This window comes from Microvirga pakistanensis, assembly GCF_004458765.1.
Lineage (GTDB): Bacteria > Pseudomonadota > Alphaproteobacteria > Rhizobiales > Beijerinckiaceae > Microvirga > Microvirga pakistanensis.
This window is the reverse complement of record NZ_SPJX01000184.1, coordinates 310876-337065: the sequence shown is the minus strand read 5'-3', so window position 1 is coordinate 337065 and position 26190 is coordinate 310876. Positions and strand designations below refer to the sequence as shown.

19 protein-coding genes and 1 other RNA gene are annotated in these 26190 nt (G+C 65.7%); 4 read left to right on the top strand and 16 right to left on the bottom strand.

Features of this window, described 5'->3' with window-relative positions:
- Window positions 1-5: 5 nt before the first annotated feature.
- The 8 genes from E4K09_RS09360 to E4K09_RS09325 form a co-directional block, all read right to left on the bottom strand.
- Window positions 6-1436, bottom strand: coding sequence for a UDP-N-acetylmuramoylalanyl-D-glutamyl-2,6-diaminopimelate--D-alanyl-D-alanine ligase (locus E4K09_RS09360; protein ID WP_134496472.1), 1431 nt, complete (start codon window positions 1434-1436; stop codon window positions 6-8).
- Complete coding sequence (locus tag E4K09_RS09355) at window positions 1433-2899, bottom strand: UDP-N-acetylmuramoyl-L-alanyl-D-glutamate--2,6-diaminopimelate ligase (protein WP_134496471.1); 1467 nt, start codon at window positions 2897-2899, stop codon at window positions 1433-1435. The genes E4K09_RS09360 and E4K09_RS09355 overlap by 4 nt, the downstream gene beginning before the upstream one ends.
- Window positions 2899-4653, bottom strand: a complete 1755-nt coding sequence (locus tag E4K09_RS09350; RefSeq protein ID WP_244610425.1) for a peptidoglycan D,D-transpeptidase FtsI family protein — start codon at window positions 4651-4653, stop codon at window positions 2899-2901. Before E4K09_RS09350 ends, E4K09_RS09355 begins: the two co-directional genes overlap by 1 nt.
- Before the next feature lie 14 nt (window positions 4654-4667).
- Window positions 4668-5063 carry a cell division protein FtsL gene (gene ftsL / locus E4K09_RS09345; protein ID WP_134496469.1) on the bottom strand — a complete coding sequence of 132 codons (396 nt, stop codon included), beginning with the start codon at window positions 5061-5063 and terminating at the stop codon, window positions 4668-4670.
- On the bottom strand, window positions 5060-6109 hold the full coding sequence (gene rsmH / locus E4K09_RS09340) for a 16S rRNA (cytosine(1402)-N(4))-methyltransferase RsmH (RefSeq protein ID WP_134496468.1): 1050 nt from the start codon (window positions 6107-6109) through the stop codon (window positions 5060-5062). The genes ftsL and rsmH overlap by 4 nt, the downstream gene beginning before the upstream one ends.
- Window positions 6106-6603 carry a division/cell wall cluster transcriptional repressor MraZ gene (mraZ, locus tag E4K09_RS09335; protein ID WP_134496467.1) on the bottom strand — a complete coding sequence of 166 codons (498 nt, stop codon included), beginning with the start codon at window positions 6601-6603 and terminating at the stop codon, window positions 6106-6108. Before mraZ ends, rsmH begins: the two co-directional genes overlap by 4 nt.
- A gap of 308 nt (window positions 6604-6911) precedes the next feature.
- An RNA gene (rnpB, locus tag E4K09_RS09330) (RNase P RNA component class A) lies at window positions 6912-7303 on the bottom strand.
- Between the two features lie 47 nt (window positions 7304-7350).
- Window positions 7351-8094, bottom strand: coding sequence for a lytic transglycosylase domain-containing protein (locus tag E4K09_RS09325; protein WP_166802232.1), 744 nt, complete (start codon window positions 8092-8094; stop codon window positions 7351-7353).
- 296 nt (window positions 8095-8390) lie between these two features.
- Here E4K09_RS09325 and E4K09_RS09320 point away from each other — a divergent pair, with 296 nt between their 5' ends.
- From E4K09_RS09320 to E4K09_RS09310, 3 genes are all read left to right on the top strand, one after another.
- Window positions 8391-8669 carry a glycine zipper domain-containing protein gene (locus tag E4K09_RS09320; protein ID WP_134496465.1) on the top strand — a complete coding sequence of 93 codons (279 nt, stop codon included), beginning with the start codon at window positions 8391-8393 and terminating at the stop codon, window positions 8667-8669.
- Between the two features lie 86 nt (window positions 8670-8755).
- Window positions 8756-9481 carry a J domain-containing protein gene (locus E4K09_RS09315; protein ID WP_134496464.1) on the top strand — a complete coding sequence of 242 codons (726 nt, stop codon included), beginning with the start codon at window positions 8756-8758 and terminating at the stop codon, window positions 9479-9481.
- Between the two features lie 4 nt (window positions 9482-9485).
- Window positions 9486-10256 (top strand): N-acetylmuramoyl-L-alanine amidase, encoded by a 771-nt coding sequence (locus E4K09_RS09310; RefSeq protein ID WP_134496463.1) that lies wholly within the window; start codon window positions 9486-9488, stop codon window positions 10254-10256.
- A gap of 202 nt (window positions 10257-10458) precedes the next feature.
- Here the strand turns inward: E4K09_RS09310 and metH are convergent, their stop codons facing one another.
- The 4 genes from metH to E4K09_RS09290 all read right to left on the bottom strand — a co-directional run bounded on the left by metH (window position 10459) and on the right by E4K09_RS09290 (window position 18072).
- Entirely contained in the window at window positions 10459-14214 is a 3756-nt protein-coding gene (metH, locus tag E4K09_RS09305) for a methionine synthase (RefSeq protein ID WP_134496462.1), read from the bottom strand.
- A gap of 95 nt (window positions 14215-14309) precedes the next feature.
- Window positions 14310-15218: a methylenetetrahydrofolate reductase [NAD(P)H] gene (gene metF / locus E4K09_RS09300; RefSeq protein WP_134496461.1), complete on the bottom strand. Its 909-nt coding sequence runs from the start codon at window positions 15216-15218 to the stop codon at window positions 14310-14312.
- Window positions 15218-16231: an ArsR/SmtB family transcription factor gene (locus E4K09_RS09295; RefSeq protein ID WP_134496460.1), complete on the bottom strand. Its 1014-nt coding sequence runs from the start codon at window positions 16229-16231 to the stop codon at window positions 15218-15220. The genes metF and E4K09_RS09295 overlap by 1 nt, the downstream gene beginning before the upstream one ends.
- A gap of 362 nt (window positions 16232-16593) precedes the next feature.
- The gene (locus E4K09_RS09290) at window positions 16594-18072 is read right to left on the bottom strand and encodes an AMP nucleosidase (protein ID WP_134496459.1); all 1479 of its coding nucleotides are present in this window, start codon (window positions 18070-18072) and stop codon (window positions 16594-16596) included.
- A gap of 206 nt (window positions 18073-18278) precedes the next feature.
- Between E4K09_RS09290 and E4K09_RS09285 the strand changes: the two genes are divergently transcribed.
- Window positions 18279-18521 carry a hypothetical protein gene (locus E4K09_RS09285; protein ID WP_134496458.1) on the top strand — a complete coding sequence of 81 codons (243 nt, stop codon included), beginning with the start codon at window positions 18279-18281 and terminating at the stop codon, window positions 18519-18521.
- A 70-nt stretch (window positions 18522-18591) separates the two neighbouring features.
- Here the strand turns inward: E4K09_RS09285 and ettA are convergent, their stop codons facing one another.
- The 4 genes from ettA to E4K09_RS09265 form a co-directional block, all read right to left on the bottom strand.
- A complete protein-coding gene (gene ettA / locus E4K09_RS09280) occupies window positions 18592-20244 on the bottom strand; it encodes an energy-dependent translational throttle protein EttA (protein WP_134496457.1) in 1653 nt (550 codons plus the stop codon).
- Window positions 20245-21016: 772 nt separating this feature from the next.
- Window positions 21017-22360, bottom strand: a complete 1344-nt coding sequence (locus tag E4K09_RS09275; protein ID WP_193557271.1) for an erythromycin esterase family protein — start codon at window positions 22358-22360, stop codon at window positions 21017-21019.
- 68 nt (window positions 22361-22428) lie between these two features.
- A complete protein-coding gene (locus E4K09_RS09270) occupies window positions 22429-24177 on the bottom strand; it encodes a M14 family zinc carboxypeptidase (protein WP_134496456.1) in 1749 nt (582 codons plus the stop codon).
- 123 nt (window positions 24178-24300) lie between these two features.
- On the bottom strand, window positions 24301-26178 hold the full coding sequence (locus tag E4K09_RS09265) for an ABC transporter ATP-binding protein (protein ID WP_134496455.1): 1878 nt from the start codon (window positions 26176-26178) through the stop codon (window positions 24301-24303).
- Between the last annotated feature and the right edge of the window lie 12 nt (window positions 26179-26190).

Below are 26190 nucleotides of genomic sequence, written 5' to 3'. Positions count from 1 at the left end.
AATGTTCATCCTTTCAGCGCGTGTGCCGATGGGCTCGCGCCGTAACGTTCTTTCAGAGCCTTGACAACCAGAGCCATCTTCATGCTGAGCGATCCCTTGACGGTCACCGCGTCGCCGGGGCGGATCGCGGCGCAGACCGCGTCGACGAGATCCGCGGAGGTCTCGGCGTGCAGCGCCACCTTCGCCTTGGGAAGGCGATCCACCAGGTTCTTCATCAGCGGCCCGGCCGCGAACACGAGGTCGATCCTGTTGGCCTCGACCGCTTCCGCGAGTTCCTCGTGAAGGCTCGGGCCCTTCTCGCCCAGTTCCTTCATGTCGCCGAGAACCGCAAGACGCCGCGCCTGACGGCCCAGTTCCACGGCGCCCAGATTGGCCAGCGCCGCCCGCATGGAGGCCGGATTCGCATTGTAGCTTTCATCGATGAGGAGCGCCCCGTCATCGCCGACGGACAGCATGGTCCGCTCGCCGCGGCCGACGGGAGGCTTCAGTTCGGCGAAGGAGAGCGCCACCTGCGCAAGGTCCGCGCCGAGCGCATGGGATGCGGCGAGCACGCTCAGGGAGTTGAGCGCGATATGCCGGCCCGCGGTGGCGATCCGGTAGGTGACGAGCTGCCCGAAGACGCGGGCCTCGACGATGGACTGGTCGGGCTTCACGAGGATCCGCTCGGCGCGGATATCGGCCGCCTCGTGCTCGCCGAAGGAGACCACGCGGCCGGCGCGAGACGCCAGGGCATGGGCCTTCATGCGTTCGAAATAGGGGCTGTCGCGGTTGATGACGGCCGTACCGCCGGGCTCGATCCCGGAGAAGATCTCGCCCTTCGCGTCGGCAATGCCCCACAGCGAGGGGAAAAATTCGATATGCACCGGCTCGATGGTGGTGATCACCGCCACGTGCGGGCGAACCATCGCAGTGAGCGGCAGGATCTCGTGGGCATGGTTCATGCCGATCTCGAAGATCCCGAACTCCGTTTCGCGCGGCATGCGCGACAGCGTGAGCGGCACACCCCAATGGTTGTTGTAGGATGCGACCGACGCGTGCGTTGCCCCCTGGCGGGAGAGCGCCAGGCGCATGGCCTCCTTGGTGCCGGTCTTGCCCACCGAACCCGTAATCGCGACGATTCGGGCATTCGTGCGCTGGCGGGCCGCGCGGCCGAGCCGACGCATGGCCTCGAGCACGTCCGGCACCACGATCAGCTTGTCCGACGCGAAGGCGGGCGCCTTTTCCTCGGAGACGACGGCGCCCGACGCGCCCTTCTCCAGGGCGGCCGGCACGAAATCATGGCCGTCATGAACGTCGCCCTTGATGGCGAAGTAGAGATCGCCCGGCTCGAGCGTGCGCGTATCGATGGAAGCGCCGGTCGCCTGCCGAAAGCCGCTGCCGACGCGGGCGCCGGTGGCGGCCACGATCTCGTCCAAGGTCCACAAGGGCGAACTCATCCCTGTCTCTCCGCAATAGCCGCCCGGACCTCGTCGTGATCCGAGAACGGCAGGGTCCGGTCGCCGATGATTTGGCCCGTTTCATGACCTTTGCCGGCCACGACCAGAATGTCGCCCCCTTGAAGCTCCTTCACGGCGGTGCGGATGGCCAGGGCCCGGTCGCCGATCTCGCGGGCGCCGGGAGCCCCCTTGAGCACCTCGGCGCGGATCGCCGCAGGGTCTTCCGAGCGAGGATTATCGTCCGTCACGATGACGAGATCCGCCTTGTCGGCGGCGATGCGCCCCATGAGCGGGCGCTTGCCGCGATCACGATCGCCACCGCAGCCGACGATGCAGACGAGCCGGCCTCTGGTGAAGGGACGCAGCGCATCGAGCACATGGGCCAGCGCATCGGGCTTGTGCGCGTAATCGACGATGCAGATGGCGCCGTCGACCTCGCCTACCTGTTCCAGGCGACCGGAAACGCCCTTGAGCGTCTTGAACCCTTCGAAGACCTCGGCGGCCCGTCCTTCGCCTTCGACGGACAGGACGAGACCCGCCGCCACGAGCGCGTTCTCGACCTGGAACCCGCCGAGGAGCGGCAGGGCCGTCTCGAAGGTCCTTCCGAACGCCTCGACGGTCAGAGCCTGCGTGAAGCCTTCCGGCCGCGCTTCGACGAGGCGCAGCGTCTCGCCCAGGCCTCCGGTCGTGAGCATCGTCAGACCACGATTGCGCACCCCGTGCTGAAATACATCCGCATAAGGCCCATCGGCATTGATGATGGCGGGAGCATCGGCCGGCAGAAGCGTATCGAAGAGGCGCAGCTTCGCGGCCGCGTAGGCCTCGGTGGTGCTGTGATAATCGAGATGGTCACGGCCGAGATTGGTGAAGCCCGCAGCGCTCAGGCGAACCCCGTCGAGCCGGCGCTGGTCGATGCCGTGCGAGGAGGCCTCCATGGCGAGGCGCGTGACGCCGTCTTTCGCGAGCTTGTCGAGGGTCTGATGCAGCGAGATCGGATCGGGCGTCGTCAGCGAACCGTAAGCCGCTCCGTCGGAGGTGATCACCCCGAGCGTGCCCAGGCTCGCGGACTTGTATCCGAGAAAGGCGAAGAGCTGGCGCGCGAAATCGGCCACGGAGCTCTTGCCGCTCGTGCCCGTGACCGCGACGATCGTCTCCGGCTGGCGCGGATAGAAGCGCGACGCCGCGAGAGCGAGCGCCCTTCGCACGTCCCGCACCCGGACATAGGCAACGCCGCCGGACAATGCGGCAGGACGCTCCGCCTCGCCGACGATGGCGGCCGCACCGGCGGCGGCCGCCTGCGGCACGAAGCTCATGCCGTCGACCTTCGTCCCCGGCACGGCGAAGAACACGCTGCCCTGGGCAACCTTGCGGCTGTCGGACGCGATGCCGGTGACCGGCACGGATGCCTCCGGGAGCCCCTCGGCTTCCGGAAGCAGATCGATCAAGTGAATTGCATTCGTCATTACCGGACGCCCCATGCGTTGAGACGGGACATGAGGGGGAAAGGCTGCGCGGGCGGCTCGAAGCGAGGCGGAATGCCGAGCAACGGCGCGACACGCTCGATGACGTTGCCCGTGACGGGCCCCGCATTCCAGCCGGCCGTCGAGAACCCGTAGGTGCCCTCGACCGCCTGCGGCTCGTCCATGATGGTCAGGAACACGTATTTCGGCTTGTCGGCGGGAACGACGGCCGTGAACGTCGTGAAGTTCTTGTTCTTGGAATAGCGGCCGTTGATCACCTTTTCCGCGGTCCCGGTCTTGCCGCCCACATAGAAGCCCGCAATGGCGGCCGACGCCGCGGATCCCGCGGGGTTCGAGGCATTGAGGCGCATCACGTAGCGCATGGCCTCGCTGGTTTCCGGCTTGAGCACCTGCAGGGCGTTCCTGCGGGCCTCGGCCTCGTCGCGCTTGAGGAATGTCGGCTTGATGAGCACGCCGCCGTTCACGAGCGCGCCGACCGCCATGAGCGCCTGGAGAGGCGCGACGGCAAGGCCGTGGCCGAAGGCGATGGTCATGGTGTTGAGCTCGCCCCAGCGCGGCGGGATGATCGGCAGGGCGTTTTCCGGCAGCTCCGTCTCGAGGCGCGTGAGCTGTCCCATCTTACGCAGGAAGGCCTTGTGGCCCTCGACGCCGATGCCGAGCGCCATGCGCGCCGTGCCGATGTTCGACGAGTGGATGAACACCTCCGGCACCGTGAGCACGCGGTGGGTCGCGTGATAGTCGCCGATGGTGAACTTGCCGTAGCGAAGGCCCGAGCGGGCATCGAGCGTCGAGTTGATGTTGTACTTGCCGGAATCCAGCGCCATCGCGACGGTCAGCGCCTTGAAGGTGGACCCCATCTCGAACACGCCCACATTGATGCGGTTGATGCGATCCTTGTCGAGGGCGTCGACCGGGTTGTTGGGGTCGTAGTCGGGCAGCGAGACGAGGGCGAGGATCTCGCCGGTGTTGACGTCCATGATCGCGCCGGCAGTGGCCTTCGCCTTGAACTTCGCCATGCCCTTCATCAGCTCGTCGCGAAGGGCATGCTGCACGCGCAGATCGATGGAGAGCTCCACAGGCTTCAGATCGGCGGCCGAGATGTTGAACCCTGCGCCGTTGAGATCCTGCAGGCCCATGCTGTCGATGTATTTCTCGATGCCGGCGATGCCCACGTTGTCCACATTGGCAAAGCCCAGCACATGCGCCGCCGCCTCCGCGTTGGGATAGACGCGCTTGTTCTCGGGCAGGAAGCCGACGCCCGGAATGCCGAGCCGGTGCACTTCGGCCTGCTGGCGCGGCGTGATCTCGCGCTTGACCCACACGAAGCCTTTCTTGGTGCTGAGCTTGTCCCGGAGCTCCGTGGCATCGAGATCGGGCAGGACGGCGGTGAGCAGTTCCACCGCCTCGTCCTTGTCGATGATGTTGCGCGGCTCCGCGAAGACGGACACCATCTTCACGTCGGTGGCGAGAACGTCGCCGTTGCGATCCACGATGTCGGGACGGGCCGCGGAAATCTCGGAGGACGCCGCGCGGCGCATCTCGCTCGTGGTCTCGCTCGTGACGGCGAGCTGCACCAGCCGTCCGCCGATGACCGTGAAGAGACCGGCAAAGCACAAAGCCGCCAGGCTCACGCGCGACGTGCTCTTGTCGAGGCGCAAGCGAAACAGCTCGCGCGCATGGGAGAGAACGCCCCTCGTGGGCGGAGGGCTCTTCGTCTGCGGTTCGGGTGGAGGCACGTGCAACACGGGAGTTACCGTCTCGGGGTTTGAGTCGATGGGGTTCGGGCTCCACTGCTCGGGTCCTTCGGCGTCGCCGTCGGTCCGAGCAATCCGAGCGCTTCGAGCTTGCGGCCGATCTCATCGCCTCGGTCAGGACGATCCGGCAGATCGGACAGGCGCGCCAGCTGCTGAATCTTCATAGGCTGAAGATCGAGGTGTTGATCGGCGGCGGCCTGCAGGCGATCCGGGCGATCGAGATATTGCCACTCCGCCTGCAGGACGGCGATGACCTCGCGCTCGCGCTGCGCCTTCGACTTCAGCTTCGCGACCTGCTCGGCGTAGTAGAGCGTGTCGTACTTGACCGAATAGGCGTAGCCCGCCGACAGGACGAGGGCCGTGATCGCGATGATGTGGAGCAGCTTGATCATCGCCGCCCTCCTCTTTTCTCAGCCGTCTGCGGCAGCTCGGCCAGCATGGTGATGGCGCTCAACACTTCCTGGGGCGGCACGCTGGTGCGGGCGCCGGCGCGAAGTTTCGCCGAGCGCGCACGCGGGTTGCGGGCCATCTCCTGCTCGCTGGGACCGACAGGGCCCTTCGTGACCGCCTGGAAGGTCGGTTCCGCCGCGGCGAGGGTCGGCATGTGACGCGATCCGCTCGGCGTCCGTCCGGTGCGGGCCGCGAAGAATTGCTTCACGATGCGGTCTTCGAGCGAATGGAAGGTGACGACCACGAGACGTCCGCCGGGTTTGAGAATGCACTCGGCCGCATGCAAGGCGCGCACCAGCTCGCCCAGTTCGTCGTTGACGGCGATGCGCAATCCCTGGAACACCCGCGTGGCCGGATGGATGCCGCCTGGTTCCTGACGGATCAGCGATGCCACGAGATCGGCGAGCTGACGCGTCGTCTGGAACGGCTCCCTGCGCCGCGCCTCGATGACGGCGCGCGCAACGGCGCGGGCACGGCGCTCCTCGCCGTAATAATAGAAGATGTCCGCGAGCTCCGCCTCGGAGGATTCGTTCACGATGTCGGCGGCACTCGGACCTTCCTGCTCCATGCGCATGTCGAGCGGCCCGTCGTTGCGGAACGAGAATCCGCGCTCGGCCTGATCGAGCTGCATGGACGACACGCCGATGTCGAGAACGACGCCGTCGACGCCCTCGAACCCCTGATCGCGCGCGATCTCGTCGAGGGTGCCGAAGCGACCCGGCACGAGCATCAGGCGCTTCTTGAATTTCGCAGCCAGCGGCGCGCCGCCCGCAATCGCATCGGGATCGCGGTCGATGGCCACGACCTTGTTCTGGGGATGAGCATCGAGAATGGCGCGCGTGTATCCGCCCGCGCCGAACGTACCGTCGATGAAGACGCCGCCGCGCTTTGCATCGAGCGCGTCGCACACCTCCGCCAGGAGCACGGGAACGTGACGGGTCGGTCCGCCAGCGGCTCCGGCTCCTGGGCCGTCGCCGCGTCCCATCATTGCTCCCGCACTCCTGGTGAGGTGTTCTGTACCATACGTGGCTCCGTGATCCGGGCTCCCAGCACCTTCTTCAGGTCTCTGACCTTCGTGCGCGCCTCCTCCAAGTGCGCACGGAAACGCTCGGGCTCCCAAATCTGGAACTTGTGACCGAGTCCGACGAACGTCACCGTATCGCCGATCCCGGCATGCACTTTTACTGTTTCCGTCAGGATGACACGCCCCTCCGGATCGACTTTGAGAATTTCGCTGGTCCCGAACAATGCGGTCGACAGCTGATCCCGTTCGTCCGAATAGGGCGACAGCGTCGACAAAAACGCATCGATCTCGTTCAGAAGCATGTTGCCGCCTGCGTCCAACGCCTGCGCATCGAGCGCGGGATGAACGTAAAGACCCTCGAATCCATCCCTCGCCAAGACGGCCCGGAACGATGCGGGGATCGAGACGCGACCCTTCGAATCCAACTTGTTGGTGAAATTGGACACGAAGCGGTGCATTGGCCGCAGCTCGCAAGCTCCCGATTGTCAGCCCCCCGGCAGACCTCTGCGGTCTGCCACCCGCTCTCGGCGCTAACGCTACTTTTCGGAGCAGGATGTCAGCACCTCTGGTGTGCTTGACGTCCCCTTCGAAAGACACCGTCGACGGGATGGTTTGGGATAACATGGGACACTATGGGCGTCAACGGAACGGGGATGGGGTGCAAGCCTGGAGACAGGCCAACTCCATCAGACTCGTTTAGGGTTAATGAATCGTAAGCGGAGCAAGGCTTTGCTCCGCTTTGTCGCAATTTCGAGCCTGTGGATAAGGGGTCAGCCGGCCTGTAAGCCGGGTTCTGTATGGCCCAAGGCGAAGCCCTGGACGTGGCGGCCATTCCTCTGGGACGGCCATTGCTGACCGCCTCAAGCAACCAACCCGGACGACCAGCCTGGAAGCAGGCCTGGCGCGAGCGCCTGTCGTCCCTATTCGGTTTTGCTCCTGGTGGGGTTTACCGTGCCGTCCGCATTACTGCGTCCGCGGTGCGCTCTTACCGCACCCTTTCACCCTTACCCTGAAGGTCCGGAGATCTTTGCAGGGCGGTCTGCTTTCTGTGGCACTATCCCTGGGGTCACCCCCGCCGGACGTTATCCGGCACCTTGCTTCCATGGAGCCCGGACTTTCCTCCCCGAGCGAACTCGGAGCGGCCGCCCGGCCAGCTGACGGTTGGGATGTGGGGCGAAAGGGAGGCCCGCGTCAAGGCCGCACGATCATTCGGCCGCGGCCGTGATCACCTTCACCTTCGCGCAATAGGCCCGTGAGGCCCGGGTCATGGCCGTCGTGCGATGGCCGAACTGGTAACGCAGGATCGTGCCGCAGATGTCGCCGCCCGCGAGCTTGTAGGCTTGGGCGAGATACTTGAGCCCATAGCGCAGATTGGTCTCGGCCTCCAGCAATCCGGCAGTGCCGCCCTCGTAGCCGAGCGACTGGGCCGTGCGCAGATTGATCTGCGTCAGGCCTAGGTTGGGGCCGTTGCGCGCTCCGGGATTGTAGCGGCTCTCGAGGCGAACCACCGCGTCCGCCAATTCGTAGGGCAAGCCGTTCTCCGAGGCATGGCGCACGATCAGGGGCTTGAGCGCCGCACCCTTGAGGGCATCGATCTGCGCCGAGCGGAGCCGGCCCGGCCGTTCCAACGGAAGGGAGGCCGTCTCCTCGGTGATGTCCTGATCGGCCTTCTCGCCGGCCGGAATCTTGCCTTCGGCGCCCCTGATTGTCTTGTTCGTCTTGGCTGTCTCGGTGCTCTTCCCAGCCTCACCCTCAGCGGCTTCAGCGGCTTCCTGGCTCCCGATGGCCTCCGCTGCCGCCCGCACCTCCTCCGCCTGAGCCCGCGCGAGGGCAGCCGCCTCGTCCGGAGGAATGATGCTGCCTTCGGCCCGGACCTCGGACGTAAGCGCCACTCCAGCCAGCCCCAAGGACGCGACCGCCAATGTTCTCAGGAAATACTGCCAAGTCACGCTCAAACTCCCAATGGCACAGGTCGCGGAGAAGCGCTGACTGGAAACCAAATAAGGCGAAGTTGTGACCTGACGGTTCGGGGCCATGTCTGAACTATGCTCAGCCTCAACGGTCGCCGGCCCGAAACCGAGGCGCACAAACCTGATGCAATAGCCTGAGCGCCTTAACGAAAAATTTTCTACAGCTCATTTGAGCCATAAGGAACTTCTTCCCGGTGTCGGGAGTTGGCGTCTGCGTAAGGTCAAGCTAAGTAGAGCTGGGCAGCCTATGGCCCGCTAGATACAGGGAAGCCTCCATGAAGAAGATCATTACCGCGATTGCCGCCGGTGCTCTCACCCTCTCGATGGCAGCCTGCAACACTCCCGGCGAGCGGGCTGTTGGCGGCGCCGCTGTTGGCGGTCTTGCCGGTGCTGCCATCGGCGGCGCCGCGACGGGCCGCGCGAGCGGCGCTCTCGCCGGTGCTGCCATCGGTGCCGCCGGCGGCGCGGTCGTCGGCGCAGCGACGGCTCCGCGTGGTCCGGCCTGCCCCTACGGCACGTACCAGGACATGTACGGCAACATCTACTGCCGCTAAGACGATCCCGAAAACCGGATTTCAGGGGCCGAGATCTTCTCGGCCCCTTTTCTTTTGCCTGACGTTGAGCGTACCACTAGAGCACGATGATTCAGTCGATTTGGGGTAAACTGGGTGGCGCCGGCCTCGGCCTGGCGCTCGGAGGGCCGATTGGCGCTCTCCTGGGCGGCGTTGCCGGACACGTGCTCGTCGATCGGGACGGCGCGCCTTTCGGGAAGCCGCCGCGCGACGTGCTGTTCACCATGGGCCTCGTGGCGCTTGCGGCGAAAATGGCGAAGGCCGATGGCGTCGTGGTGGACGTGGAGGTGAAAGCCTTCGAGCAGATCGTCGAGGTGCCGGAAAGCGAACACCCCCGCGTCCAGCGCCTGTTCGAACTGGCCATGCAGACGTCCGAGGGGTTCGAGGCCTATGCCCGGCAGATCGGCGCTGAATTCAAGGAGGAGCCCGCCCTCCTGGAAGACGTGCTCGACGGCCTGTTTCACATCGCGAAAGCGGACGAGGCGGTGCATGAGGCGGAGTACGTCTACCTCAAGAACGTGGCGACGATCTTCGCGTTTTCGGAGAACGATTTCGAGCGCATCGCCGCCCGCCACGTGAAGCGGGCCGACGATCCCTATCTCATTCTCAAGGCGGACCGGGCCATGAGCGATGACGAGCTGAAGCGCCACTATCGCAAGCTTGTCGCAGAGAACCATCCCGACCGGGAGATCGCCCGCGGCCTGCCGCCGGAGGCGGTCAGGATCGCGACGGAACGATTGGCGGCCATCAACGCCGCTTGGGAACGCGTCGCCGCCGAGCGGAACCTCAGGTAAACGTATGACCTCGCCCCTTTCCCCCGAAAGCCCCGTTGCCGCGAAGGTGTTTCCTTCACCCAATCACGGGGAGCGGAAGGATGGACAGCGCCCGACCATGCTGATCCTGCACTACACCGGCATGCCGAACGAAGGCGAGGCCCTGCAATGGCTTTGCAATCCCGTATCCCAGGTCTCGGCGCATTATTTCGTGTTCGGCGACGGGCGCGTGCTGCAGCTCGTGCCGGAAGCGCGGCGCGCCTGGCATGCGGGCATTTCCTCCTGGAACGGCGAGACCGACATCAACTCGAGCTCCATCGGGATCGAGATCGCCAATCCGGGCCATCCGGGCGGCCTGCCGCCCTACCCCGACCGGCAGATCGAGAGCGTGATCGCCCTCGCGAAAGACATCGTGACCCGCTGGCGCATCCCAGCCACCCGCGTGCTCGGCCATTCCGATGTCGCCCCCGGCCGCAAGGTCGACCCGGGCGAGACATTTCCCTGGAAGCGCCTTCACGAGGCCGGCATCGGGCATTGGGTGCCGCCCGCCACGATGAGCGACGGGCGCTTCTTTTCGCGCGGCGACCGGGGCATGCCCATCGAGGCCCTTCAGGCCATGCTCGCCATGTACGGCTACGGCCTGAGGATCAACGGCGAGTTCGACGAGGACACGGAAAAGGTGGTCGCCGCGTTCCAACGCCATTTCCGGCCCGAGCGCGTGGATGGCGTGGCGGATGCCTCCACCATCACCACGCTGCGCGACCTGATCGCGAAGCGGCCTTCCGCGGGCGGGTAAATTGCCCCCTCACTGTCATTCCGGGGCGCCGCAGGCGAGCCCGACCCGGAGAGCCGCGCGAAGCGTGGAAATCCAGAACCACTGACGATGCAGAATGGAACGAGCCGATACCGTTGTGCTCGTTGCTCTAAGCGTCGTGGCTATGGATCCCCGCCTTCGCGGGGACGACGATTAGGGGCTTGAGCGCGCATTCCCCGGCACGCTACTCCGCCGCCATGGGCCTGTAGCTCGCCGGATCGTAGTTGAGGATCGGGCCGAGCCAGCGCTCCACCTCCTGCACGCTCATGTCCTTGCGGACTGCGTAATCCTCCACCTGATCGCGCTCGACCTTCGCCACGCCGAAGTAATAGGCATCCGGATGCGCGAGATAGAGGCCGGACACGGACGAGCCCGGCCACATGGCGTAGGATTCGGTGAGGGTCACGCCGATGCGGCGCTCGGCTTCGAGCAGGCTGAAGAGCGTCGCCTTCTCCGTGTGGTCGGGCTGCGCCGGATAGCCGGGAGCCGGGCGGATGCCGCGATACTCCTCGCGGATCAGATCCTCGTTGGTGAGGTTCTCGTCCGGCGCATAGGCCCAGAACTCCTTGCGCACCCGCTCGTGCATGCGCTCGGCGAAGGCTTCCGCGAGACGATCGGCGAGCGCCTTGACCAGGATCGAGCGATAATCGTCGTTCGCGCGCTCGAACTTCTCGGCGATGCGCACCTCCTCGATCCCGGAGGTGACCACGAAGGCGCCGATCCAATCCGGCCTGCCGCTCTCGGCGGGGGCAACGAAGTCCGAGATGCACAGATTTGGCTTGCCGTCGCGCTTCGAGAGCTGCTGGCGCAGGCCGTGGAACGTGGCGAGCGCTTCGCTGCGGCTCTCGCCGGTATAGAGACGGATGTCGTCGCCCACCGCGTTGGCGGGCCAGAAGCCGATCACCGCCTTCGGATTGAACCAGCGCTCGTCGACGAGCCGCCTGAGCATCGCCTGCGCATCCTCCCAGAGCTGGCGGGCTGCCGGCCCCTGCTGCTCGTCGTCGAGGATCGCCGGGTAGCGCCCCTTCAGCTCCCAGGTCTGGAAGAAGGGCGTCCAGTCGATGTAGGGAACGAGCTCGCCCACATCGTAGCTGCGGAACACGCGGGCGCCGGTGAAGGTGGGCTTGGGCGCCTGGTAGGCTTGCCAATCGATCTTCAGCCTGTTGGCGCGAGCCTTCTCGATGGGCAGGCGCTGCTTGTCGGCCTCGGATCGCGCATGGGCATCGGCCACCCTGCGGTATTCGCTGCGCAACGTCTCCACATACGCATCCTTCGCATCCGGCGAGAGCAGCGAGGAGACGACGCTGACCGCCCGGCTCGCATCGGTGACGTAGACCGCTTGGCCTTTCCGGTAGTTCGGATGGATCTTCACGGCCGTATGCACGCGGCTGGTCGTGGCGCCGCCGATCAGGAGCGGAATCTCGAAGCCTTCGCGCTCCATCTCGCTCGCCACGTTCACCATCTCGTCGAGGGATGGCGTGATGAGGCCGGAGAGGCCGATCACATCCACCCTCTCCCTGCGCGCCGTTTCCAGGATCTTCTGCGCCGGAACCATGACGCCGAGATCGATGACCTCGTAATTGTTACAGGCGAGAACCACGCCGACGATGTTCTTGCCGATGTCGTGCACGTCGCCCTTCACGGTGGCCATCAGCACCTTGCCGGCGGCGGAACGCTCGTCGATTCCCGATGCCTTCTTCTCCGCCTCCATGAAGGGCATGAGATAGGCCACCGCCTGCTTCATCACGCGGGCCGATTTCACCACCTGCGGCAGGAACATCTTGCCGGCGCCGAAGAGATCGCCGACCACGTTCATGCCGGCCATGAGCGGCCCCTCGATCACGTGCAGCGGACGTTCGGCCGATTGGCGCGCCTCCTCCGTATCCTGCTCGATGAACTCGGTGATGCCGTTGACGAGCGCATGCTCGATGCGCTTCTCGACGGGCCAGGAGCGCCATTCGAGGTCGGCGGTCTTCGATGCGCCCGCACCGTCGCCCTTGAAGCGGGGCGCCGCTTCGAGCAGGCGTTCCGTCGCGTCGGGCCGCCGGTTGAGCACCACGTCCTCGCACAGCTCGCGCAGCTCCGGATCGATCTCGTCGTACACGGCGAGCTGGCCCGCGTTCACGATGCCCATGTCCATGCCCGCCTTGATGGCATGGAAGAGGAACACGGAATGCATGGCCTCGCGCACCGGCTCGTTGCCACGGAACGAGAACGAGAGATTCGATACGCCGCCCGAGATATGGGCGTGCGGGAGCGTCTCGCGGATGGTGCGTGCGGCCTCGATGAAATCGACGCCGTATCCGTTGTGCTCCTCGATGCCGGTCGCGACCGCGAAGACGTTCGGATCGAAGATGATGTCCTCCGGCGGGAAGCCGACCTGCTCGGTCAGGATCCTGTAGGCGCGCGTACAGATTTCGACCTTGCGCTCCAGGGTGTCGGCCTGTCCCTTCTCGTCGAAGGCCATGACGACGACGGCGGCGCCGTAGGAGCGGCAGATCTTCGCCTGCTCGATGAAGGCTTCCTCGCCCTCCTTCATCGAGATCGAGTTCACGATCGCCTTGCCCTGCAGGCACTTGAGCCCGGCCTCGATCACGTGGAATTTCGAGGAATCCACCATCACCGGAACGCGCGCGATATCGGGCTCCGCCGCGACCAGGTTGAGGAACTCCACCATCGCCTTCTCGGAATCGAGCAGGCCTTCGTCCATGTTGACGTCGATGATCTGCGCGCCGTTCGCCACCTGATCGCGCGCCACGTCGAGCGCGGCGGCATAATCGCCGCCGGTGATGAGCTTGCGGAACTTGGCGGAGCCCGTCACGTTCGTGCGCTCTCCGACGTTCACGAACGGAATGTCGGAGGTCAGCGTAAAGGGCTCGAGACCCGACAGGCGCATGAGCGGCTGCATTCCCGGCACGCGACGCGGCGCCTTGCCGGCGACCGCCTCGGCGATGGCGCGGATATGCGCCGGCGTGGTGCCGCAGCACCCGCCGACCACGTTCACGAGACCCGCGTCGGCGAATTCGGCCAGCATGCGGGCAGTGGCGTCCGGGCTCTCGTCATAGAGGCCGAACTCGTTCGGCAGGCCCGCATTGGGATAGGCGCAGACGAGCGTATCCGCCACCTTGCCGATTTCCTGGATATGCGCCCGCATCTCGCGCGCGCCGAGCGCGCAGTTGAGGCCGATGGAGAATGGCTCCGCGTGGCGCATCGAATACCAGAACGCGGTCGGCGTCTGGCCGGACAGGGTGCGGCCCGACAGGTCCGTGATCGTTCCCGAGATCATGACGGGAAGCTTCACGCCTTTCTCCGCGAACACCTGATGGGTGGCCACGATGGCGGCTTTGGCGTTGAGGGTGTCGAAGATCGTCTCGATGAGGATGATTTCCGAACCGCCGTCGACGAGGCCCCTCACCTGCTCGGCGTAAGCCTCGCGCACCTGATCGAAGGTCACGGCGCGATAGCCCGGGTTGTTCACGTCGGGCGAGATCGAGAGGGTGCGGTTCGTGGGACCGACGGCGCCGGCCACGAAGCGTCGGCGGCCATCCTCCTCTTGCGCGATCAGCGCGGCCTCGCGGGCAAGCCGCGCCCCCTCGACGTTCAATTCATAGACGATCGCCTCCATGCCGTAATCGGCCTGGGCGATGGAGGTGCCGGAGAACGTGTTGGTCTCGACGATGTCGGCGCCGGCGCGGAAATAGTCGAGGTGGACGCTGCGCACCGCATCCGGCTGGGTCAGGATCAGGAGATCGTTGTTGCCCTTGAGGTCCTGGTTCCAGTCCTTGAACCGATCACCGCGAAAATCCTCTTCCGAGAAGCGCGAGCGTTGAAGCTCGGTGCCCATGGCGCCGTCGAGCACGAGAATGCGCCTGGAGGCTGCTTCACGCAGCGCCTTGAGGATGTCTGCGCCGTTGGCGGGACGAGGATCGAACACGGTCATCACAGTCTCTATCTTAGTCGGACGGGCTCGGGCCCGGCCATCCATGCGCCGCATGGCAAACGGAAATGCCCGGCTCGTCGCCGGGCACCGGAATTTCAAGCGGCCGCTTTCACGCCCTGTTCGCGCAATCCGAGCAGGTGGCAGATCGCATAGACCAGGTCGGCGCGGTTCATGGTGTAGAAGTGGAATTCGTTCACGCCGCGATCGACGAGGTCGATCACCTGCTCGGCGGCGACGGCGGCGGCGGCCACGAGCCTGCGCGTCTCCACGTCGTTGTCGAGCCCCTCGAAGCGGGCCGCCAGCCATTCCGGAACGCTCGCGCCGGTCTTGGATGCGAAGTTCGCCGTCTGCTTGAAGTTCTGCACCGGCACGATGCCGGGCACGATGGGAATGCTGATGCCGCGCGCGCGCACGCGGTCGAGGTAGCGGAAGTAGTGGTCGTTGTCGAAGAAGAACTGCGTGATGGCGCGGTCCGCGCCGCAATCGACCTTCGCCTGCAGCACGTCGATGTCGGAGTCGAGCGAGGCGGCCTCGGGATGCTTCTCCGGATAGGCGGAGACGGACACCTCGAAATCGCCGATCGCCTTGATCCCCGCCACCAGATCGCAGGTCTGCCGATAGCCGCCCGGGTGCGGCTCGTAGGCCGTGCCGATGCCCGCGACGGGATCGCCCCGCAGGGCCACGATGTGGCGCACGCCCGCGTCCCAGTAGGAGCGGACCACATTGTCGACCTCATCCTTCGTGGCTGCCACGCAGGTCAGGTGCGCGGCGGGCTTGAGAGGCGTTTCCGTCACGATGCGGGACACCGTGGCATGGGTGCGCTCGCGGGTCGAACCACCGGCGCCGTAGGTCACGGAGACGAACTGCGGATTAAGCGGCGCCAGCCGCTGAATGGAGGCCCAGAGCGTCGTCTCCATCTCCGGCGTCTTCGGCGGGAAGAACTCGAAGGACACCTTGATGGGACAGGAGGCCTGCCTACTGGGGCGAAGGGTCAGGGACGGCATCAGGCAACCTCTTTATCGGGCTGGGCCAAGGGCCAATCCGTCACGACACGGCGGTCCTGTCCGAGCCAAAGGGACACGGTCAATTGATCATCGCCCTTCCGAGGCGGTGCGACTTCTGTCGTCAACGTGCAATCGAGGCCCGCCTCGTCGAGCCATCCCGCGACCTGCGAAGGCGCGAAGCCGAGGCGGCGATGGGCCTGTGCCTCGCGCAGGAACTCGAGCTTGTGCGGCGCGAAATCCACGACGAGAATGCGCCCGCCCGGCGCCACGAGCCGAGCGGCTTCGCGGATCGCCCGGGCGGGATCGTCCAGGTAGTGCAGCACCTGATGGATGACCACGAGATCGAACGTGTCGCGCGGGAACGGCGGCGCGTAGATGTCGCCCTGCCGCAGCTCGATGCCGCGCAGGCCCGCCTTTTCGAGATTGGCGCGGGCCACCGAGAGCATGGCATGGCTCGCATCGAGGCCGACCGTGCGGCCGGCGCGCGGCGCGAGGAGCTGCAGCATGCGTCCCGTGCCCGTGCCGAGATCGACGAGATCACGGATCGGCTTCGGTCCCAGGGCCTCGATCACCGCCGACTCGACCACGGCCTCGGGGGCGTGGAGCGAGCGCAGGCGGTCCCATTCGGGCGCGAGCCGGGAAAAGTACGCCTGGGCAGCCTGGGAGCGCTGCGCCCGGACCGCCTCCAGGCGGGTGCGGTCCTCCAGCAATTGCGGATCGGACCGGTCGAGGCTCTCGAGGGTCGGGCGGATGATCCGCAGGGCGGTGCCCCGGTCGGTCAGCCGGAAGAAGGCCCAGGCCCCTTCCCGGTGCCGCTCCACGAGACCGGCCTCCACGAGCAGCTTCAAGTGGCGGGAGATGCGTGGCTGGGACTGCCCGAGGATGTCGGTGAGGTCGGAGACCGAGAGCTCTCCCTCGGCCAACAGTGCCAGGATGCGCAGGCGCGTTTCCTCGGCGGCGGCCCGCAGCACGTCCAGGGTCAGGTCCAGGGATGGAGCCTCTTTGTCAGCCATGAGCCAGACTCGCTCTTACATATAAACATATATTTATATGTTTTCCGGAGTGAGGGCAAGCGGAAGGCTTCGGCATCGGAGACCGCCGTTCCGTTAATCCCCGCTGAAGCGTCGGTGGGAGTACGCCATGGTTCGCTGCCTGAAGGGCAGATCCCCTCCCGGTGCTGCGGAAAGCCGGGGATGACACGGCACCGTCATGGACCACCTCCGTCATGGCCGGCCTGTCACGGCCATCCACGCCTTTCCAGGTTGCGGCTCTGAAGACGTGGATGCCCGGCTCAAGGCCGGGCATGACGAGAGACGAAGCAGCCTTAGGAGCACCGGCACAGGACCGGTGACCACGCAGAAGACCCTCCGGTCTCCTAGCGGAACGGAGGCTCGTCGAAGCTGCGCAGCTTTCGCGAATGCACGGAAGCCCGCTGCCCCCGCAGGATGTCGACGGCCGACAGGCCGATCATGAGATGCTCGCTCACCGCACGCTCGTAGAAGGCGTTGGCCGCCCCCGGCAGCTTGATCTCGCCATGCAGCGGCTTGTCCGAGACGCAGAGCAGCGTGCCGTAGGGCACGCGCAGGCGATAGCCCTGCGCCGCGATGGTGCCGCTCTCCATGTCGACCGCGATGGCGCGGGAGAGATTGATCTGGCGCCGCTCCTGGCTCCAGCGGAGCTCCCAGTTGCGGTCGTCGTAGGTCACGACCGTTCCCGTGCGCAGCCGGCGCTTCAGCGCATCGCCGCGCTCGCCCGTGACCTGCACCGCGGCCTCCTGCAGGGCCACCTGGATCTCCGCGAGCGCCGGCACCGGAATTTCCGGCGGCACGGCGCCGTCGAGGATGCGGTCGCGCCGCAGATAGCCGTGGGCCAGCACGTAATCGCCGATCGATTGCGACTGACGCAGCCCACCGCAATGGCCGACCATGAGCCAGCAATGCGGGCGGAGCACGGCCAGATGATCCGTAATGTTCTTGGCGTTCGAAGGGCCGACCCCGATATTGACCAGGGACACTCCCTGCCCGTCCTTGCGCATCAGGTGATAGGCGGGCATCTGGAAGCGGTGCCAGGGCGAGGAGGCGATCAGCTCCTCGACGGCCGCCTCGTCTAGACCGCGCTCGATCGTGATGCCGCCCGGCATCACGAGCCTGCTGTAAGGCCCCTCCTCGTTCGCCAGCTCCTTCACGGCCCAGCGGACGAACTGATCCACATAGCGGTGATAGTTGGTGAGCAGGATCCAGGGCTGCACCGAGCGCCAGTCGCTGCCCGTGTAATGCACGAGGCGCCGCAGGGAGTAATCGACCCGTGCCGCGTCGAACAGCGAAAGCGGGCGCGGCTCGTTCTCGTGGAAGAGCCAGGTGCCGTCCGCGATCTCGTCGCCGACCTTCGCGAGCAGCGGCGTCGGGAAATGCTGCGCCAGTTCGGACGCCGAATGCGCGCCGCGCCCGAGCTCGTCCCCGCGCTCGAAGATGTAGGGATAGGGGATTTCCTGGTCGCTGATGCCCACCTCGAGGGTGGCGCCGTAATCGCGCGCGAGGAAGTTCAGCTGCTCCAGGAGATAGGTCTTGAAGAAGGCCGGCTGCGTGATCGTGGTCGCGTAGACGCCGGGTCCCTGGAACTTGGCATAGGCCCGCTGCTTGACCGGCGGCACGGAACTCGCCCGGTAATCGACCCGCAACTCCGGATAGCGGAAGCGGGACCGCTCAAGCGGTGTGGGAGGCGTGCCCGTCGCGAAGAAGTGCTCGAGGGCGTGGCGCTGCGCGTCCACGGCGCTGTCATGGAGCTCGATCAGCCGCTCGACGGCTTCCTCGGGGGTTGCAACGGACTGGAAGGCGGAAATCGGATCGGCTGGCACGTCAACGTCTCTTCTTATGTCCCGTGCCTCAAGGGTCTTACACGCTTTAGGCAACGAACCCAACACTCTTGTTGAAGGTCTCGGGGATTGTAAGCCGGGAGAGCGCAATTGGATCCCCTCTGCGCTGTGGCTCCCTCTCCGAAGTTTCTCTTCGCCCGCCGGCCCTCCTGGAAGTAGTATGGCAACGGGGGCATATGGAGGAATCCATGAACCGGATGATCGCTCTCGCTTTGGCCTTCAGTTTCGCGGCTGCCGGGCCTGCTGTCGCCAGACGATGCCCTCAGGACATGGCAGCCATCGACAGAGCCCTGCAGACGGCCCAGCTCTCAACCTCCGACCGGCAAAAGGTGATGGATCTGCGCCAACGGGGCGAGGCCGCCCATAAGGCAGGCAATCACGACGAGTCGGAGAGGCTCCTCGACCAGGCCAAGGGCATCTTGAAGATTTAGGTCACGAAAAGGGCGCGGGCGGGCTTCTGCCCGTTCCCGCGCCCTCCGATGAGATCAGCCAAAGCAGATCTTACCGCGTGAACTTCTTGTACTTGATCCGGTGCGGGATCGTGGAATCCGTGCCGAGGCGGCGCTTCTTGTCCTCCTCGTAATCCGCGAAGTTGCCCTCGAACCACTCCACATGGCTGTCGCCCTCGAAGGCGAGGATGTGGGTGGCGATGCGGTCGAGGAACCAGCGGTCGTGGCTGATGATCACCGCGCAGCCGGCATAATCCTCGAGCGCCTCTTCGAGCGCCCGCAGGGTATCGACGTCGAGGTCGTTGGTCGGCTCGTCGAGGAGCAGCACGTTGGAGCCCGACTTCAGGATCTTGGCCAGATGCACGCGGTTGCGCTCGCCGCCCGAGAGCACGCCCACCTTCTTCTGCTGGTCCGAACCCTTGAAGTTGAAGGCCGAGCAATAGGCGCGCGCGTTGATCTCGCGCTTGCCGAGATAGAGCACCTCGTTGCCGCCGGAGATTTCCTCGTAGAGCGTCTTGTTGGCGTCGAGCGAGTCGCGGCTCTGGTCGACATAGCCGAGCTTCACGCTCTCGCCGATGGCGATGGTGCCCTCGTCCGGCTGCTCCTGGCCCGTGATCATGCGGAACAGGGTGGTCTTGCCGGCGCCGTTCGGGCCGATCACGCCGACGATGCCGCCCGGCGGCAGCTTGAACGAGAGGCCGTCGATGAGGAGCTTGTCGCCGAACGCTTTCTTGAGGTTGTCGAACTCGATGACGTTGTTGCCCAGGCGCTCGGCGATCGGAATGATGATCTGAGCGGTCGTCGGGCCCTTCTCGTTGGCCTTGGCCACGAGGTCCTCGTAGCGCTGGATGCGGGCCTTCGACTTGGCTTGACGGGCCTTGGGCGAGGCCGACACCCATTCCCGCTCGCGCTCGATGGTGCGCTGGCGAGCCTCTTCCTCGCGCCCCTCCTGCTCGAGGCGCTTCTGCTTCTGCTCGAGCCAGGACGAGTAGTTGCCCTCGTAGGGAATGCCGCGGCCGCGGTCGAGTTCGAGGATCCAGCCCGTCACGTTGTCCAGGAAGTAACGGTCGTGGGTGACGATCAGGATCGCACCCGGGTAGCTGCGCAGGTGACCTTCGAGCCAGGCGGTGGTCTCGGCGTCGAGGTGGTTGGTCGGCTCGTCGAGAAGCAGCAGCTCCGGCTGCTCCAGGAGGAGCTTGCAGAGGGCCACCCGGCGGCGCTCACCGCCCGAGAGCTTGTCCACCGACCAGTCGTCCGGCGGGCAGCGCAACGCGTCCATGGCCTGGTCCACCTGGGAATCGAGATCCCACAGGCCCTTGGCCTCGATCTCGTCCTGGAGGCGGGTCATCTCGTCCGCCGTCTCCTCGGAGTAGTTCATGGCGATCTCGTTGTAGCGGTCGAGCAGCGCCTTCTTGGCGGCCACGCCCTCCATGACGTTCTCGCGGACGTTCTTGGACGGGTCGAGCTGAGGCTCCTGCGGCAGGTAGCCGACCCGGGCGCCCTCGGCCACCCAGGCCTCGCCATTCCAGTCGGTGTCGATGCCGGCCATGATGCGCAGCAGGGTCGACTTGCCGGCGCCGTTGACGCCGAGCACACCGATCTTGGCGTCGGGATAGAAGGACAGATGAACGTTGTCCAAGACCTTCTTGCCGCCCGAATAGGTCTTGGAGAGGCCACGCATGTGGTAAATGAACTGACGGGACACGGGAAAAGCCCTGCTGATGATCGGTTGAAAGGGGTTGGCCGTCAGTTAGCAGGGGCCGCCTGCCGGGGCAAGGCGGGCGAGTGTCGCCACCTATACCCCCTCTGTCATTCCCGGAGCGCTGTGCATGGGAGTGGATCCCCTTCCCTCGCCTTCGACTCGCCGGGGACGACGGGACGCCGTCACCCTCGGCATTCCACCGTTGCTCTCGTGCTCACCATCGTGACCACCTCCCGTCATGGCCGGGCGTGTCGCGGCCATGACGGGCGGGAGGTGGGAACCGGCGGATCAAGCCAAGCGGCTGCAGGCACGGAGCCGCAGGAGGCCGGAGCAGGAGAATGTTCCGTCTTTGTTCTTGACACCCGCCTCAAGCTCGGCTATATCGTTCGGCACCCCGGCCCACCGGGAGGCGCGCTCGCGAGGCGTCGCAGGTTGTGGGGCCGGGCACGGTCCCGCAGCCGGCCTCGCACGCCGGTTGGCGGGAGGCCCTGGCTCGATCCAGGCGCCCGGGCATGCACAGCCGCCCGCCTTGCTGCCTCACCGCAGCCAAGGCGCCGCCGCCACAGGCATGATCTCCCGGAGCCCGCGTCGACAGTCCGCCTAAAAGAACCGTGCGCGGGGAGCCGACAGGCTTCTCCCTTCCCACAGCATCGAGCCGGTCCGCTCCTCGCGCCCTCCCTCGATCGCCTCTCCGGTTCAGGCCGCGCGCCACATGGCCCGCAGCCCAATCCCGCTTGCCCGAACGCTCTTTGACATCAACGCTTGCGTGATACCCTCACAACCCGAATGGATAGGTCTCCGGCATCCCCGTGCCATGGGCATGGGTCAGCGGCTTGACGGCCTTGGTCTCCTCGAACCAGACGAAGGCGTCGAACTGCTCGGCCATGATGGCCTCGAAGTAATGGCTGTAGAGTTCCGTTTCCGGCCGGTAGACCACGCCGATGGCCCGCTCCAGGCGTGGACGGGACAAGGCCTCCTTCAGGTCCTCCTGGAAATTCTCCCGCCAGTCGGTCAGGAACCGCTTGAGGCCGGTATCGCGGAAAATCCGCTCGTGGCTGTCGGGCCGGGCCGGCCGCACGCTCTTCACCTGCATGGGCTCGTCCCAGTCGTCGGCGGCCGCGACGGTGCCGCGATCGGTGCCGAAGCCGATGAGAACGGCTTCCTCCCGATAGGCCTTGCGGCACAGCTCGCCGATGTTGAACTCGCCCTGCCAGCCCATCGCCGTGGCGGCGGCATTGCCGATATGGGAATTGTGCGCCCAGACCACCGCCTTGGCGTTCTCGCGGCGCGCCATGAGGCTCTGGAGGGTATCGAACATATGCCGGTCGCGCAGGTTCCAGGACTCCGTCGCGCCCTCATACATGATCCGGTAATAATGCTCCGCCGCGTGCACGATCTTGGCGTTTTGCACCGCATCGAAGAACTGTTCGCCCCCATCGGCCCCGAGATACTCGACACGCTTGTCGAGGATCTCCTGCAACTGGGTCAGCAGCTTCTCGTCGCAGGGCTTCTTCTGCCCCGTCACGACGGCCCGGCCGTAGCGCGCCGGGTCTCCCTGCCAGGGACTCAGGCAGCCGTAGCGCCCCCTCGCCTCCCCGGCGGCGTCGGGATCGACCTTGTCGAGATACTCGAGCACCGCGCGGATGGACGCGTTGAGGCTGTAGACGTCGAGTCCGCGAAACTCGGCGCGATTGTCCTCGGACCGCTCCTTGTTGTAGGCGCGCAGCCAGTTGACGAAGTCGTAGACCTCCTCGTTGCGCCACATCCATGTTGGAAAGCGCTCGAAGGCAGTCTCGTCCCCATCGGGAACGTGGCGGTGGCGCACATAGGCATCGATGCGCGCCGCATCGGGCCAGTCGGCCTCGACGGCCACGATGTTGAACCCGTGGCGCTCGATGAGCCGCCTCGTGATGGCCGCGCGGGCCCGGTAGAATTCGGAGGTGCCATGGGTCGCTTCACCCAGGAGCACGACCCGGGCATCGGCGAAGCGGTCGAACAGGGCGCCGAATGCGGCCTCGTCCTCGATCGGAGGGAGAGGCTCGCCATGGTCGCGCACGACGTCGATCGCTTCCTTGATCGAGGCTTCGTTCTCGTTCTGCTTCCAGGAAAAACGGGCCATCGTCACACCTTGAGCGCGGAGAATGCTTCTCCTCTAACGACGGCTCGGATGTCCTGTTCCGGCGAATGTCAGGCCGTGTTCTCCATGATCGTCGCGAACGCCTCCTCGGCCGCGATGACGGTTGCCATCTGCACCGTATGGGCGAAGCGGTAAGCCTCGCCGTAGATCGTTTCGTCGGGGAATTCGGTGATCAGCGTCAACGGTGTCGGGTGGCGCTCCTGCGCGGACAGCAGGCAGGGCACGTCGTTGATCATGTCACAGGCCGTCGCGCCCGAATGCACGGAGCAAAGCTCAAGCTGGCGGCGGGTGAAATCGGCGAGGCCCGGCACCGCCGAGAGCCCCCGCGTGACGGCCTCGATGAAGGTCCGCGCCGTATCCGACCACGACGGGTGATAGCGCAGGATCAGCAAGAACCCCTTCGGGAGCGCCCATTGCTCAAAGCCGCGCGGCAGATAGCCGGTGAACGGGCGTGTCCATTCATGGGCCGGATAGCCATGCAGGTTGACGTGCAGCTGCGCGCCGGACAATTCCAGCGCCTTGCGCCTGGCGCCGATCTCATGGACCGGCTCCCCGGGCCCGTATTCCAGGTCGTTGCCGAGAGAGGTGTAGCGCGCCGCATGGTGCATGTGGCGACGATTGCTGTCGCAGAGCCTTCCGTGGAGGGCATAGCCGTCCGGGTTCTCGACCGGAATGAACGCGATGGCGGCATCCGGATTGGCGAGCAGGCGGCGCACCGCCCTGAACGCGCCGACCGGCCCGGAGGTCTCGTTGGCGTGCTGCCCGCTCGTGACGAGCACGGCGGCGCGTGTGCCGGGCCGGTAGATGCCGCGCACAGGCCGCCCTTCGCACGAGAGCGCTTCGAAACCTTCGCCCGGCAAGGCGGCCAGTTCCCGCTCGAGTTGGGACAATCCCGGCGCGGCATCCGCCCTTTCCAGATCCTGGAGGGCTCGCGCAGGATTTTCCGGTGGCGCAAAGGTTCGCAACGCCACATGAACGCGGGCCTCACCGTGGCCAGCCCGGATCTCCGGCACGATCTGCCCTGGCATAAGTGTGCGGTCGTCGAGCGGTCGCCCTGCCCGATGGTGAAACCATTCGAGAGCGGAGAAATAGAGATCCTCGTGCAGAGCCTCCCGGGTGCTCATCACCTCGTCGCCATAGCCCAGCGGCCGCTCGATGCCCGCAATCGTCACATCGATCGCGATCGTCTGCGCATAGGGCTCCTGCTGCGGCCAGTCATGAGCCGCGAGAGCATGCATGACGGCCTGAAAGACCTGCTCGATCTCCGTATCATGCGACTCGTGCCAGTCTGGCGCACCGCCAGGCAGGTTCGTTGCTTTGATCCAGCCCGTGCATGCGAGATCCGATCCGCCGATATGGTTCTTCCGCAGGCGGTTGGGCGCGAAGACCGCATGATCCGCCACGCGCCCGTCGCGATATTCGCATCGGACGCCGTAGGTCAGACCGGCATCGCCTTCCTCGAACGCGACATCCACGTCCTTCAGCAGGGCCGGAAGAGGATAGCCCTCCGAGAGAAACCGGATCGGATCGGCGCCCTCGTGGACCGGATAGCGAATGACGACGCGGGCCAGATCGACCGTGTCGATCTCTTCGAGAAAGGCATGCACCAACGGCTTGTAGGCGCTGCGGATGCGCGCCCTCACGCCCGCTTCCGCCAGTTGCCCTTCGGCGCTGCGGCGGGCTTCCTCGTCCTCGAAGAGCCAGGCCTCGATGGCCGCGCCATGATATTCCCCATTGCCCCATTCGCGCACGAGGCGGTCGAGCGCGCGTTCGAAGCGCTGGTCGAGAAGAACCGTCATGGGACCATCCGCTTAAAGTATCGGACCCAAAAGTGGATTTGCACTTTTGGGATCAATCCGATGCGTTTCTTTTAAGATAAGAGCATCGTGCGGAAAACCGGACCCACTTTTCCGCACGATGCTCTAGGCTGCGCCCCGAAGCGCGTCGGCTTCGAGCGCGACCCAATGGCCGGGCTCCACCTCGCGCATCCGGTGAATGAGCGGCTCCTGGCCGACAGGTCGCACTGGGCTTGGGATCTCGCCCTCGATCCGCGCCATCGTTCTCTCACGATCAGGGTCGGCGACCGGCACCGCAGACAGGAGCTTGCGCGTATAGGAATGCTGCGGGTTCTCGAAGATCGCCTGTCGGGTCCCGAGCTCGACGATCTGGCCGAGATACATCACCGCTACGCGGTGACTGATCTTTTCCACCACGGCCATGTCGTGGGTGATGAAGAGATAGGAGAGCCTCCGCGTCTCCTGCAGCTCCATGAGCAGATTGACGATCTGCGCCTGAATCGACACGTCGAGGGCCGAGACCGATTCATCGGCGATGATGAGCCGCGGATCGCTCGCCAGAGCCCGCGCGATGCACACCCGCTGACGCTGCCCGCCGGAGAACTCGTGCGGATAGCGCTTCGCGTGCTGCGGCTGGAGCCCGACATGCTCCAGAAGCTCCTGCACCCGCCGCTCGATGGCCCTGCGATCCTTGATGAGCCCGTGCACCAGGATAGGCTCGGCGACGCTGTATCCCACCGTGCGACGCGGATCGAGCGAGGCGAAAGGATCCTGGAAGATGTACTGGATGTCCCGGCGCAGGCGACGTCGTTCGGCATGGCTCATGGAGGCCATGGCGCGTCCGTCGAAGCGGACGGTGCCGCCCGTCGGCTCGACGAGCTGCTGCAGCGTGCGACCGATGGTGGACTTGCCTGAGCCGGATTCGCCTACGAGAGCCAGGGTTTCCCCGGGATAGAGATCGAAGCTCACCTCCTCCACCGCATGCACGCGATGGGTCACACGCCCGAACAGCGACCGGCCGACATCGAAGCGCGTGGTGAGCTTCTCCACCTGGAGCAGAGGCTTGGTATAGTCGGCGGTCTTCTGCTCGTGCATCTCGCCGGTCTGCCTCGGCGCGCTTCCGTCCATGACCAGGACGGGCATGCGCTTGGGATAGGGCTGGCCCTTGAGGCTGCCGAGGCGCGGCACCGCCGAGAGCAGCGCGCGGGTATAGGGATACCGAGGCGAGGTGAAGATCTCGCGCACGGGCGCCTGCTCGACCTTCTCCCCCTTCCACATCACCACCACGTCATCGGCCATTTCGGCCACAACGCCCATATCGTGGGTGATGAAGACGACGGCGGTGCCCATCTCCTGCTGCAAATCCCGGATGATGGTGAGGATCTGCGCCTGAATCGTCACGTCGAGCGCCGTGGTGGGCTCGTCCGCGATGAGAAGCCGGGGGTTGCACGCGAGCGCCATGGCGATCATCACGCGCTGGCGCATGCCTCCCGAGAGCTGATGCGGGTAACGTTCGAGGAGCCTGTCCGCATCCGGCAGACGCACCTTCCGCAGCAGCTCCTTGGCCCGCAGGCGCGCCTGCCCGGCCGTCAACCCCTCGTGCAGGAAGAGCGCCTCCTCGATCTGGTTGCCGATGGTGAAGACCGGATTGAGGGAGGTCATGGGCTCCTGGAAGATCATGGCGATGTCCTTGCCGCGGATCGCCCGGAGCTGGTCCTCGGATGCCTTCGCCAGATCGATGGCTTCTCCTTCGTCGCGATGCAGCAGAACGTTACCGCTGGCGATATGCCCTGCGGAATAATCGGTGAGGCGCATGATGCCGAGACAGGTGACGGACTTGCCCGATCCCGACTCCCCCACGATTGCCAGCGTCTTGCCTGGCTGAACATCGAAGCTCACGTTCTTGACCGCCCGGAAGGCTCCGGGTCCTTTCCCGAATGCGATGGAAAGATCACGGACAGACAGGAGCGGCTGAGACGATTTGGAAGACGTGTGATCCGGCATTCCGCACTCACG

Coding starts and splice junctions, on each gene's coding strand:
- E4K09_RS09270 (WP_134496456.1), bottom strand. CDS start 24,177: ATGACGGTTCTTCTCGACCAGCGCTTCGAACGCGCGCTCGACCGCCTC.
- E4K09_RS09315 (WP_134496464.1), top strand. CDS start 8,756: ATGATTCAGTCGATTTGGGGTAAACTGGGTGGCGCCGGCCTCGGCCTG.
- metF (WP_134496461.1), bottom strand. CDS start 15,218: ATGCCGTCCCTGACCCTTCGCCCCAGTAGGCAGGCCTCCTGTCCCATC.
- ftsL (WP_134496469.1), bottom strand. CDS start 5,063: ATGATCAAGCTGCTCCACATCATCGCGATCACGGCCCTCGTCCTGTCG.
- E4K09_RS09355 (WP_134496471.1), bottom strand. CDS start 2,899: ATGACGAATGCAATTCACTTGATCGATCTGCTTCCGGAAGCCGAGGGG.
- E4K09_RS09310 (WP_134496463.1), top strand. CDS start 9,486: ATGACCTCGCCCCTTTCCCCCGAAAGCCCCGTTGCCGCGAAGGTGTTT.
- E4K09_RS09275 (WP_193557271.1), bottom strand. CDS start 22,360: ATGGCCCGTTTTTCCTGGAAGCAGAACGAGAACGAAGCCTCGATCAAG.
- E4K09_RS09265 (WP_134496455.1), bottom strand. CDS start 26,178: ATGCCGGATCACACGTCTTCCAAATCGTCTCAGCCGCTCCTGTCTGTC.
- E4K09_RS09285 (WP_134496458.1), top strand. CDS start 18,279: ATGAACCGGATGATCGCTCTCGCTTTGGCCTTCAGTTTCGCGGCTGCC.
- mraZ (WP_134496467.1), bottom strand. CDS start 6,603: ATGCACCGCTTCGTGTCCAATTTCACCAACAAGTTGGATTCGAAGGGT.
- E4K09_RS09360 (WP_134496472.1), bottom strand. CDS start 1,436: ATGAGTTCGCCCTTGTGGACCTTGGACGAGATCGTGGCCGCCACCGGC.
- E4K09_RS09320 (WP_134496465.1), top strand. CDS start 8,391: ATGAAGAAGATCATTACCGCGATTGCCGCCGGTGCTCTCACCCTCTCG.
- metH (WP_134496462.1), bottom strand. CDS start 14,214: ATGACCGTGTTCGATCCTCGTCCCGCCAACGGCGCAGACATCCTCAAG.
- rsmH (WP_134496468.1), bottom strand. CDS start 6,109: ATGATGGGACGCGGCGACGGCCCAGGAGCCGGAGCCGCTGGCGGACCG.
- E4K09_RS09295 (WP_134496460.1), bottom strand. CDS start 16,231: ATGGCTGACAAAGAGGCTCCATCCCTGGACCTGACCCTGGACGTGCTG.